Origin of the sequence: Mesotoga sp. UBA5847 (assembly GCF_002432735.1) — a bacterium.
GTDB lineage: Bacteria > Thermotogota > Thermotogae > Petrotogales > Kosmotogaceae > Mesotoga.
This window is the reverse complement of the sequence record NZ_DJGL01000103.1, coordinates 70,515-82,564: the sequence shown is the minus strand read 5'-3', so window position 1 is coordinate 82,564 and position 12,050 is coordinate 70,515. Positions and strand designations below refer to the sequence as shown.

The 12,050-nt window shown below is 46.1% G+C and carries 10 protein-coding genes and 2 pseudogenes; 11 read left to right on the top strand and 1 reads right to left on the bottom strand.

All coding sequences use genetic code 11. The features are described 5' to 3' along the window. A pseudogene (locus B3K91_RS12995) lies at positions 1 to 327 on the top strand (phospholipase); the annotation flags it as partial. On the opposite strand, the gene B3K91_RS12990 reads toward B3K91_RS12995, so the two are convergent. Beyond that, positions 319 to 1,122: a class I SAM-dependent methyltransferase gene (locus B3K91_RS12990; RefSeq protein ID WP_214061039.1), complete on the bottom strand. Its 804-nt coding sequence runs from the start codon at positions 1,120 to 1,122 to the stop codon at positions 319 to 321. The pseudogene B3K91_RS12995 and the gene B3K91_RS12990 sit on opposite strands and share 9 nt — an antisense overlap. Before the next feature lie 86 nt (positions 1,123 to 1,208). Between B3K91_RS12990 and B3K91_RS12985 the strand changes: the two genes are divergently transcribed. The 10 genes and pseudogenes from B3K91_RS12985 to B3K91_RS12940 all read left to right on the top strand — a co-directional run. Beyond that, positions 1,209 to 2,009, top strand: a complete 801-nt coding sequence (locus B3K91_RS12985; protein WP_292590303.1) for a hypothetical protein — start codon at positions 1,209 to 1,211, stop codon at positions 2,007 to 2,009. Between the two features lie 618 nt (positions 2,010 to 2,627). Next, a complete protein-coding gene (locus tag B3K91_RS12980; RefSeq protein ID WP_099829773.1) occupies positions 2,628 to 3,218 on the top strand; it encodes a DUF6305 family protein in 591 nt (196 codons plus the stop codon). 57 nt (positions 3,219 to 3,275) lie between these two features. Further along, positions 3,276 to 4,568 carry a C4-dicarboxylate ABC transporter gene (locus B3K91_RS12975; protein ID WP_099829774.1) on the top strand — a complete coding sequence of 431 codons (1,293 nt, stop codon included), beginning with the start codon at positions 3,276 to 3,278 and terminating at the stop codon, positions 4,566 to 4,568. A 27-nt stretch (positions 4,569 to 4,595) separates the two neighbouring features. Further along, positions 4,596 to 4,760 (top strand): hypothetical protein, encoded by a 165-nt coding sequence (locus B3K91_RS12970; protein ID WP_292590302.1) that lies wholly within the window; start codon positions 4,596 to 4,598, stop codon positions 4,758 to 4,760. A gap of 11 nt (positions 4,761 to 4,771) precedes the next feature. Then, positions 4,772 to 5,938, top strand: a complete 1,167-nt coding sequence (locus tag B3K91_RS12965; protein ID WP_292590301.1) for a succinylglutamate desuccinylase — start codon at positions 4,772 to 4,774, stop codon at positions 5,936 to 5,938. Positions 5,939 to 5,995: 57 nt separating this feature from the next. Next, positions 5,996 to 7,567: a dipeptidase gene (locus B3K91_RS12960; RefSeq protein WP_292590300.1), complete on the top strand. Its 1,572-nt coding sequence runs from the start codon at positions 5,996 to 5,998 to the stop codon at positions 7,565 to 7,567. 72 nt (positions 7,568 to 7,639) lie between these two features. Continuing rightward, positions 7,640 to 9,235: a dipeptidase gene (locus tag B3K91_RS12955; RefSeq protein WP_349680387.1), complete on the top strand. Its 1,596-nt coding sequence runs from the start codon at positions 7,640 to 7,642 to the stop codon at positions 9,233 to 9,235. A 371-nt stretch (positions 9,236 to 9,606) separates the two neighbouring features. Then, on the top strand, positions 9,607 to 10,221 hold the full coding sequence (locus B3K91_RS12950) for a DUF6305 family protein (RefSeq protein ID WP_292590298.1): 615 nt from the start codon (positions 9,607 to 9,609) through the stop codon (positions 10,219 to 10,221). 11 nt (positions 10,222 to 10,232) lie between these two features. Further along, on the top strand, positions 10,233 to 11,507 hold the full coding sequence (locus B3K91_RS12945) for a hypothetical protein (RefSeq protein ID WP_292590297.1): 1,275 nt from the start codon (positions 10,233 to 10,235) through the stop codon (positions 11,505 to 11,507). 64 nt (positions 11,508 to 11,571) lie between these two features. Next, positions 11,572 to 12,050 (top strand): annotated as a pseudogene (locus B3K91_RS12940) (C69 family dipeptidase); the annotation flags it as partial.

Below are 12,050 nucleotides of genomic sequence, written 5' to 3'. Positions count from 1 at the left end.
ATAATACCCTTTGAGGGAGGTTTTTCGAGCAGCTCCGAAGCCAACGGAATGTATTTTCCCCCGGTAGAAGAATCTGTGGAATTCTGGGCAGCCAAGATGGGAGCAAGTACCGTACAGGAGACACAGCATGAAAATGGACTGGTCATACTGAAAGAATACACCGGGAAAGACGAGAGGAGTCTTGTCCATTTCTATATGATAACTGACGGTGATCACACCTGGCCGGGGAGAGAAAAAGGACTAGATGCTCTCAACAGCTCGTCTGAGGCCACAATAAAAGCCAGCGAAATGATCTGGGAGTTTTTCAGAGACAAATCCTTAAGGTAATATCTTGTTCACCTTAAATAGGTACCATCTCACAAGGCCCGCACCAGGTTCTTTGAATCTGCCCCATTCAAATCCCTTCTCGAGAAGAAAAGAGTGAATACGATCGTCTGAATCTCTATTACCCGGAAACAGAACGATTTCGCCCTCCGGTTTTGTTACCCTATACATTTCACTGAATTCCTTTTCCATGAAGTCACCAAAGACATGACCGGAAATAACAACATCTGCGAAATCTCTCTCAAAGGGAATATCCTCTATTAAGCCATCCACAACATAGAAGTCACTTAATCCTTTCGCTCTTGCCCTTGTCTTCAGGTACTCCCTCAGAGTTCTCATTGGCTCAACGGCATAAACGACTGATGCGCCCTCGCTCGCCGCAACGGATGACAGCCTGCCGCTACCCGCACCCAAATCGACGACTTTCTTGCCTCTAAAGTTAACTAAGTCAGTTAGTAATCTGTTATCCCACTTTGTGAATTCGAGAGAGTCGTACACCGATGGATCAATGGCGTACACTATCCAGTCATTCACATTCTTCAGCAACTCCAATTCTGCATTTCTTATCTCTTCTCGAGAAAGATCTTCCGAGACGTTTTCTACCAATCTCTTGAATGTCTCAGCCCTCTCAGGCAGAATCATCATGAAATACCATAGAATTTCTGGATTGGCCTTCAGAACCACTGCAAGCGATCTTTGATCTGAATGGGTTCTTTCAAGATGAGAGATATTGTGCTTTTCCAACAACAGAAGAATCTTGATGTCAATGTCTGTCACATCTATCCAGTCAAGAGACAAGAAAACCACTCCAATGGATGAATTCTATTATGCATTCTATCATGATAAAATCGGGATTATCTTTAGTCTTGTCGGCGGGAGTTATTATGAAGCTAAACCAAAACATATTTGAGAGAAGGCTCGGTATTTTTTTCATGGTTTTGTGGATTCTAATTCTTATCTTCTACTTAACTTGGGATGGGTGGCTTTACGAGTGGCGAGATTGCGGTTACAGTGGACCAAACCAGCATTTCGATCTCGATCTTCTTGATATGAAATACGAGCACACTTCTGACGGCGGGATTACTTATTTTTCGACGAACAACCTACATAATCTGATCTATCTATGTTATCTAGTATTCTTGATTGGTTGGTTGGCTCTGTTGTTTGGGTGGGAGTGGGCAAAACAGGGGGCAATGGCGACAATGGGAATCTCTCTTGTTGCGGCACTCTCAACTCTCGATCTTTCTGACCATGCATACATGCTCCAGATAGTTTATGACGTTGTGCATCTTTCGGGAATAGTTATAGGCGCCTATCTCTTTTCGAAATACTATCTGAAGACCTCAAAGAGTTTGCCGATTGTGTTTGGCACGTGGGCGGTCTATCTTATCAGCCATTTGATGTTCACACCATGGCCTTTCTGGGAGAAAGTTGGTCAAGCCTATTTCAGTGTTAACCAGATAAACGATTTACCGTTCTTCTTATTTGGAGTCGAGTACACTCTTGTTTTGGCTATAATTCTCTCAGTCAATTTCTTAGTAGAAAAACTGAATTCCAGAACCTCGAATAGAGTCTTGAGAGTACTAATCCCTATTGGGCTGTATTTCGTTTTATGCCTGGTTATGTATTCTATGGGACTGATAATTGTTCAGGATATGAATATGGGAACCTGTATTAAAGGATGATTGTGTAATCTTCATCTGCCCCAGTTCGCTTGTTTTTCGTAGTACCTGTACCGCGACAAGTTTTCCTTTCGGGTCATAATATCTTATGGCATCTCTTATGTCCTTCAATTCGCCTGGTTTCAACATGATGTATTCGTAACCTTCCCAGACCCTCCAGCTCTTCATCAAAACCCTCCCGAAAGAGATTTTCGGTTTCCATGGTAGCACGCATGAGATGAGTCTGCAGAATTTCCATAAACATAACAATGCTGGTAATTAACTGGATCGAAAGCTAATGAAAGCAGAGAATTAAACAAGAATGCATTTGCCGATTGGCTTATCACACATCAATTAACTATGAAGTGATAATCGAACGTAGTTGCGCTACATTGGAGATCATCTTGACAGATCATGGTTTGTCAGAGATTGAAGAGATGGTAGAATAAGTTTGTAAACGATAAGGATTACGTACTTATTTTATTGTTTGTTTCTATATTCTTCGGCAGCCTTCAAGAGTACCGTTTTGGGTCTATTATTTGCCAGAATGGGTAGTCGGTGTGGGAATTGGACACACAAACTGAGTGTGTATATCCTTAGTCTGTATATTAGTTCAATAGCTTTAAAAGGAGGGTGTTTTTTGTGAGAAAGATTATCCTGGGATTTCTAGTAATGCTGATTTTAGTTTTGCCGTGCTCTGCCCTTTTCTCAGTGGAGACTGAGATGCCGGTCGTTCAGCCACCGATGGTTGTAACCACTATGGGGCAGAGCCCAGGTGCTTTGATGTTCAGACTGGTGTGTACAAGAAGCCAGATCGCCTGTGTTCAGGAGGATCTCTTGACTGCCGAACAGCTTTCCGAGATGGCGGCAGGAGAAAATGCTCCAAAGACATTGGTTATAACCACAGGAACGAGCCTCAAAGGAATGGGAGCCGCCGGTATTGATATGAATTTCGAGGTTAAAAGGGTTGAAGCTCTTATTTCTAAGGCTAAAGAACTCGGAATGACAATTATTGGTGCACACATTGAGGGGATGGCGCGCCGTGTAGATTCTACTGACGAAAGGTCGATAAACACAGTCATTCCAAAATCCGATTTGATTCTTGTCATCGCTGACAGCGATTCAGATGGTTTCTTCACGAACTACTCTGAAAAGAATGGAATACCTCTGATCAAGGTGAAGGAATCGTTGGACATCGGTCCCGCTCTAAAAGAGCTGTTTGAGTCGGAGTGAAACAATGAATCATTTTGCAATCGACCTCATGGTCGGTTCTGAAGGGGGAGTGTCCTGGTGTACTTCCACGCTGGTCTAATACTTGCCGTAATTGCCGTCTCTTTCGGGATTGCAAAGGCACTTAAACTTAGTGTTGAACTCTCGATGTTAGTTGCTGCAATCGCAGCGGCCATTGTACATTCTGGTGGAGCTATTCCCGTTCGTCATCTGGTTGAAGGCTCTTTCACTTATCTTGATGTCTGTTTGATCTTTATCACTGCTACTTTCTTCATGAATCTGATAAAGGAGTCCGGGGGAGTCGCCTTTCTGGTAAGGCGTATAGTTACTGCCTTCCACAAGAGCAGAGCGCTCTGCCTTTTCTTCCTGACTCTTCTCCTGTTAATTCCCGGTGCTTTGACTGGTTCTGGTGCTACCACAGTGCTCACGGTCGGTACGCTGGTTGGGACAGTTCTCACCTACATGGGAATATCTGAGAAACGAGTAGCAGCGATAATTTTCGTTTGTGCTGCAATGAGTGCCGCCGCACCTCCTGTTAACCTCTGGGCGATGATGGCAGCCGCAGGTTCTAACATGCCTTATGTAGGCTTCTTCATTCCGCTCCTTGTCCTGTCGCTTGCGGGGTCTCTGTTTGCGATGTTCTTCTTGGGAGGAAAGGGCAAGCCTGTAGAGTTAGGAGAAGCTTTGAAGGAGCTGCCTGAACCGCCTGCGAAGATGAACTGGATAAGGGTAGGAATTCCCTTCGTGGTCCTAATATTCTTGATCATGGCGGGACGGATATGGCCCCACTCAATTCCTACGCTGGGGTTGCCTTTCATGTTCGTTGTAGCATCTGTATTTGCGATTCTCCTCAGTCCCAAGAAGTTGGAGATTCTGAAAATAGCGACAAACACTATAAACACTTTGATCCCTCTTGTAGGAATCATGATAGTTGTGGGTATTTTGATACAGATAATGGCTTTGAGTGGCGCAAGAGGGTTGATCTCTCTGGCCGTAGTGACACTGCCTATGTGGGTTCTGTTTGCTGCACTCTGGCTAATATTGCCTGTTTCTGAAGGGTTGCTCCAATACGCGGTTGCACCGCTTCTCGGAGTTCCCCTTATACTTTTGTTCAACATGAAAGGTATGGACGCAATAATCGCTCTTTCTGCAATGGCAGTAATGTGGCCAGTGGGAGATATTCTTCCGCCTACTGCAGTTGTTGGAAGGGCAACGGTTATGGAGCTCAAGTTCAAGGGTCACTACTATAAGGATTTCTTGAAGACTTCGCTTGTTCCAATGGGGTTTATTCTGCTGATCACTACACTGTTCTTGATCTTCAGTAATGAACTTTCCTTCTTGGTTGGCGGGTGATGTCATGGCCGAAAGGAAGTGTTGTTAATGGCTGTTCTTTATACAATAATCAGTGTCTGTTACTACTTGATAATCGCTTTTGTAGTTTTCGTTATAGCTAGAAACCTGATCAAGACCAAGAGTTTTCAGGAGGCAATCCTCTTTTCTGTCATGTTAATGCCATTCATCCTGCGAATCCTGAGAATCAAGTAGGGGGTGCTGGTATGACTGACAGAAACCTGATGATTGTCAAAATAGTTTCAACTGCATTGGTCGGGATTGCCCTTATTATTGCGGGGATCGAGTTCTACAACCACAGAAACTTCCAGGAGCCAGTTGTAATTGGACCGGGGGTAACCAATGTGAAGACTCTTGGTGACTATTTTGCGCCCTTGAAAGGCACCATAAACGACACCAATATCTACATAATCGATAGTGGTGTACCCGGGGGAACGGCACTGGTGATTGGTAGATCTCATCCAGAGGAACCAGCGACAAATCTGGCAGCTCAGATATTCGTCGAGAACGCCATACCAAGCAAGGGAAGGCTGATCGTAGCCATAACTGCAAACCAGAGTGCGTCGCGAGTTACCAGACCGGGGGACGCTTATCCCATGTACTATACCATTGAGACACCCTGGGGAGAGAGCAAATACCGAATGGGAGACAGATGGACAAGCCCTCTCGATTCGTGGCCGGATCCCGAGACCTACGTCCACTATCCAAGTGGTCAGCTTCTTGCCTACATGGACATTCGTAACTTCAACAGAACATGGCCAGGCAGGGAGAACGGAATGATCACAGAACAGACTAACTACGCTTTCATGAATCTTATAAGGGAAGAAGGAGTTGACGTTTTCATCGACTTACATGAGGCCGAGCTTGAGTACCCTGTCATAAGCACAATAGTTGCTCATCAGAAGGCCGCAGACATAGCGGGGCTGGCTTCCATGATTCTCACTTCTTCGGAATTCAGGATCGGGATGGAGTTCTCTCCTCCTAGCCTTCACGGACTCTCTCATAGAGAAGTGGGGGATCATTCGGACGCGATATCTCTTCTGTTCGAGACTCCCGAGCCTTTCCTGGACAGGGTTAGGGGAATCACGGATGAGGCGCTTCTGTTAACAGGTAAGGATGAATTTGTTATGACAGCCGGAAAGTACGGTCTGCTTTACGAGAAGATAGACGAGAAAGGTTGGCCAATCGATGTGAGAGTCGGCAGACACTGCTCCACGACTCTCATGGTTCTCGAGCTATGGAGCGATTTCAATCCAGGAAAGGAGGTACTTGTTGGAGGAGTTCCGAGATACGACGAGGTAGTTAGTAACGGTACCGGCTTCTATTTCCAGGATCCATCTAAAGCAAGTGCAAGTAAGATTTACTATGAATGACCGGTAAGAATATTGAATTATTCTGAGCTTTTTTCCTCAAAAGGGAGGGGTTTTTAGGTGAAAAAGGTACTTGTGTTATTTGTTATTGCGATTGTGTTTTTCTACACCGGTTTGATTGCCTGTACTGACATCGGAGTTGGCAAACTCGCGACTGTTGACGGATCAGCAATATCCGCTCAGTCTGTTGACGGATCGTATGATTCCCGACTGATTATACACCCGGCTGCGGATCACGAACCGGGAAGCATGACGCCCGTCTGGGAATGGATAGTCTATGCTGACAGAAGACCGTTGGTTCAGCTGGGTGAGATACCCCAGGTGGAACATACGTATTCATGGATCCAGACTTCTTATCCGTTCTCCAACGAAAAGGGTTTGCTGATGGGCGAGACAACACAAGGTGGAGCAAGGGAGACAGCAAACAGCGCTGACGCCATCATGACAATTGAGCAGCTTCAGGCCTTCGCTCTTCAGAGATGTACGACAGCAAGAGAGGCTATCGAGCTTATGGGTTCTCTGGCAGTCGAATACGGTTACAGAGAATCTTGCTCCCGCGGCGAGGGTCTTACAATTGCTGACGGCGAGGAAGTTTGGTGGTTTGAGATCTACGGAGTAGGACCGCTTTGGAAGCCGGGTGACGGCCCCGGAGCGATATGGGCGGCACAACGGGTTCCTGACGACCACATGATGGTAAATGGAAATGCGAGTATTATTGGCGAGATCGATCTCGAGACGAATCTTCCTCCCGGAGTTTCCGCAGACGACTTCATGATTTGCGAAAACTATCTTCAGAGCACAATCGAACTCGGTCTCTGGCAGGAAGGCCAGGAAGGACCATTCATATGGAAGAAAGTAATTGGTACAATTGGTACGTGGAACCCGAGGTTATGGAGAGTGTTCTCAATGTTCCAGCCATCTGGAAACTGGGAGTACGGTGGGGACACTTCTCAGTACCCATTCTCCTTCAGGCCGGATCGATTGGTTTCGGTTTACGACATTATCGAGCTTTATCGAGATGTTATGGACGACACCCCCGGTAGCCAGCTTGCCCAAGAGGCATGGTTCTACACGGATAGAAACGGTAATCGGGTTCTTAGCCCTCTAGCAACGCCTCAGCCGGGAACAGACATTAGAAATCTGCTCGGTCTCCCATCAACTCCAAGGTTGATAGGTGTTCAGAGTACCAGCTGTTACTTCATCAACCAGACTAGAAGCTGGCTACCGCCTGAAATCGGTGCAGTATCTTGGTTTGGACTTGGAAACGGCCACAAGGCCACAGTCGTTCCGATATACGCCGGTATCACAAGAGTTCCGGAGTCCTGGGCGACAGTAAACAGAGGAATCGCAAAGATCGACAGAGACGCAGCTTTCTGGGCATTCTACACCGTCGACAGACTCTCCAACCAGAGATACGGAGACATGATGCCGAGAATCGACGCGGTGAGGATTCCGTTACAGCAGAAAATGTACGATATGCAGCCCGCAATAGAAGAGACGGCCCTGAAGCTTTACGAAATCGATAGAGATATGGCTGTCGAGTTCTTGACAACATACACGAACTCTCTAATGATTGAAGTTGAGAGAGCGTACTGGGACCTTGCAGATACTTTGATATTGAGACTTCCTTAAGTGTGAGTTTCTTTGTTTTAATTCGGGTCGGTCTATGACCGACCCCCATTTTGTGAAAGGGGAGTGAAAGAATTGCGACGTGTACTTATTGTTTTGTTAGTGCTTTTTGTTGGATTTGGCGTAACCGCAATGGCATGCACCTCTATCCTGGTAGGAAAGGATGCATCGGTTGACGGTTCAACGATGACCACACACACCTGTGACGGCAGCTACGATGCCAGAATTCAGATTATTCCCGGTGGAGTACATGAAGAGGGCGAGACCGTAAGCATTTACAAGGGTCTCTGTCAGGCGGGTATTCCCGGAAGGACTGTATCTTACGTGGGAGAAATACCTCAGGCACCGGTAACCTACACCTACTTCCACATAGGATATCCATTCATGAACGAAAACCAGGTAATAATGGGAGAAACAACATGGAGTGGTGAGAGAGCGCTTAGAAACTCTCAGGGATGGATGACAATCGAGCAGTTGCAGGTTCTCGGTCTTCAGAGAGCCACTACGGCGAGGGAAGCTATACAGGTAATGGGAGAACTAGCCGAGAAGTACGGATATGGCGATGGCGGCGAAGGACTAACAATTATCGACGGAGAAGAGGCATGGCTCTTTGAGATCTGTGGTCCTGGACCCTTCTGGTCTCCTGGGAGCGAAGAACCCGGAGCGGTATGGGTTGCACAGAGAATTCCGGACGATCATGTTCTCGTTCACGCCAACAGATCGAGGATTGGAGAAATCGATCTTGAGAACACCGACTACTTCATGGCCTCTCCAAATGTCTACTCAACCGCTATCGATCTAGGACTGTGGGACGGAGAAGGGACTTTCCTCTTCTATGCAGCCTATGGGCCGAAGGATGCATTCTATAACACAAGACGAGAGTGGAGAGTACTGGATCTTCTAGCCCCATCACTTGAGCTTGATCCCTGGGCAGAGAGATACCCTCTGTCTGTGAAGCCAGATAAGCCAGTGTCTGTTCATGACCTTATGATGATAAAGAGAGACCATTATGAAGGAACAGAATTCGATCTCACGGTTGGACTCGCTGCAGGACCTTTCGGAAATCCCAACAGATACGCAACGGCTTCTAATCAGAGGCCGGAAGGTGTCAACTACGATGGTTGGGAAAGAGCAATCTCCATGTTCAGGTGTTCTTATGTAATCGTTGGACAGGCAAGAAACTGGATGCCTGCTGAAATCGGTGGACTGGTATGGTTTGGCGAAGATGCGCCTCATTCAACTGTATACATTCCCTTCTACGCTGGCGCTACCAGTGTTCCCGAGTCATTCAGTCAGGGAGCAAGGGATTTCTTCGACAGAAGCTCTGCATGGTGGGCATTCAACCACGTATCTAACCTAGCCGATCTGAGATACAATGTCGCAATAGAGATTATCAAAGAGGAATACACGAAGTTTGAAACTGAGTTCCTCACGAATCAGCCACTGATCGAAAAGGTTGCGCTCGAACTTTACAAGAGCAGTCCAGAAGCAGCGATTGATTTCATCACGAACTACAGCAACGGTCTTGCTAATAGAGTTGTGGATAGATGGTGGAAACTCGCTGATGAACTGATCTACACATTGAACGACGGTTATGTGAATGGTTCTACTGCAGGGTACCCAACCTGGTGGCTCGAAGCTGTAGGTTATGGAGATACAACCAGAAGATAGTACTATTGTTCTATCGAAGGGCGGAGTAATCTTCGCCCTTCTTTTCTTGAAGCGTTCTTGATATCGTATGACTATAGACTCATTTGAAGTCGATTTCTCGCTTCTTAAGCCGCGACTGTGGTTCCATGTGGGACATGTCAATAAGTTGATGCAAGTGTTTAATGAGCCAGGAAGTCTTTTTGAAAGGGAATCTCACTCATGGAGTCAGAAACTAGAGCTTTTTCCTCCTATTTAAAACTTGTGTATCGATTGGAGCAAGCGGGCAAAATGGCATAAGGCTTTGCTATAATGATTATAAGAAAGTTTTACAACCTAACTTAATGAGTTTTCCGTTCTTGGACTGATTATTATTTATTTTGGGGATGGCACTTTTGAAAATTGCTACGGTTATGCTGATTCTTTTCGCTGGTTCAATTCTTTGCTCTCTGACAGTCGAACCTTTGCCCGTTATTGAAGATCCTCTGTTAATGACAGTTTGGGGCGAGAGCATAGAACTTCAGAATATAATTTATTTTTGTGACAGTCTTCAGATTGCTCGTGACTATTCGCGGTTTGCGACAGTCGAAGATCTCGCTTCTGGTGCTGGATACAGGATTGGGAGAGAGCTACCCGACGAATTTTTCCATCCATTCTACGTTACCGGAACTCCATATCGTACTCTTGTTGTCATTGTTGGAGGCGCTGAACGGGGATCAGCAGAAGATATCATTAGAATTGAGATGCTTGCCTCTTCAGTGAAGAGCTCTGGAGGAAAGGTTCTAGCAATAGACATCGATGTTGAAGGGACTGGAGACGATCCCGTAAAGGAAGAGTTCGTCCGAACAATCGTTCCGTTTCTAGATGTCCTTATAGTAGCCGAGAGCCCCACTGATCAATACTTGCCATATCTGAAAAGTGATACCCCTATATTGGTGGAGCTGCCAGTTGTTGTAGATCTCGTTTCAATCTTTGAAAGGGATTTCGGCGGCGGCAGGTGCTGTGACTAACAGGAGGATTAATGAAGAGAGTATTTTTGTTAGCCGTTATTATGTTAAGCGTACTTACATTTTCAGAGATTAGTGTTGAGTATTCGATTGCCTACGGAGGAGAAGGCGATGACGTTGCAAACGATCTGGTTTTGCTCAAAGACGGAAGTATTCTGATTGCAGGATATACAACTTCGACTACCGGAGATCTCGGGGCTTCAAAAGGGGAAGAGGATTTTCTCGTAGTGAAAATGGACGGCTCTTTTGAAGTGTTGTGGTCTAGAACTTTCGGTGGTAGTGATTCTGATGTTGCAGAAGCGATAGCTGAGACAAGAGACGGCGGCTTCATCGTTGTTGGCATGACAGAATCATCAGACGGCGATGTTTCCGTGAGTAACAAGCTTGGAGATTTCTGGATAATCAAGCTTTCCTCGGAAGGTGAACTACTCTGGGAGAAGACATTCGGGGGAAGTGGCCAGGACCATGCTTACGATGTTGTTGAGAGGCCCTCGGGAGATGTGGTCGTTGCAGGCTACACGAGATCGGTAGATGGAGATGTTCGAGGACATGTATGGGGAGAAGATTTCTGGATAATTGAGATCGCTTCTACAGGAGAGCTTCTGAAGCAGTGGACAATAGATGGAGAAAACAACAACGAAGATCTTGCTCGAAAGCTAACGATTACTGACATAGGCGAGATACTGGCTGTAGGCTATACGGCCTACAAAGACGTAGGAATTAGCTGTAATTACGTTAACGAACAGGCTGCACTTGCGGTCATCGATAATGAAGGAGTCCTTTCTTCCTATAAGAGTTACGGTGGTATGTATCTCGAAGATGGTTACGATGTGATGATTTTTGAGGACACAATCATTATTGTCGGTGAACAGGATGCTGGAGTATCTATGTTTTCCAGCGGACTCGGAGGGAAAGACTTCTACGTTGTAACAGTAGACAGAGCTGGGCAAGAAATCTGGGCGAAGAATTATGGAGGAACCTTTACAGATATTGCGCGTGTGGTTCAGCGATTCGGGAACGGACACTTTCTAGTTGCAGGTCACACAACTTCACAGAACGTTGACGTCAAAGATCCTCTAGGTATGAACGATGGGTGGATAATTGTAATAAAGGAAAACGGTGAGCTTGTCGAATCATTATCGGTAGGTGGATCGGCAGATGATCTAATTCTTTCGGGTGTCAGTTCAGATGAAAAGCATATTTTCTGTGGTTATTCAACATCATCTGACGGAGACGTAGAAAGCAACAACGGCGGAAAAGATATCTGGTTGATTTCGTTAGGGAAATAGATGAGGTCTAGCGACCTTAAACTGGGGTATATCCCCAATAAAATCTAGTTGGGAGGGGTTTCATTTGCGTAAGATCCTATTGGTCCTGATTGTGGCTGCTGCAATAGTCAGTATTGGCCTTGCATGTACCACGATCATCGTTACTAAGGGTGCGTCTGTTGACGGTTCAGTAATGACGAGCCATTCAGCTGACTGCGGCCTCTGTGATTTCAGGTACGTCTATGTTCCACCCGCAGATTATGAAGCGGGAGCAAAGAGAGCAGTATATCCTTTCATCGAGCCATATCCACGTTATGTCGGTGCAGATATGGGTCCGACCTACAACGATCCAGACCTTCCGGCAACAGAGCCTCTGGGTTACATCGATCAGGTCGAGCACACATTTGGCTACTTTGATGCAGTTTATGGCGTAATCAATGAACATCAGCTGGCAATCGGTGAATGTACATGTTCTGCGAAGGTCTATGCGCAGCCAAGTGCAGATTGTATTTTCGATGTTGCTGCTCTTTCGAGAGTTGCAATGGAGAGAACTACCACAGCCCG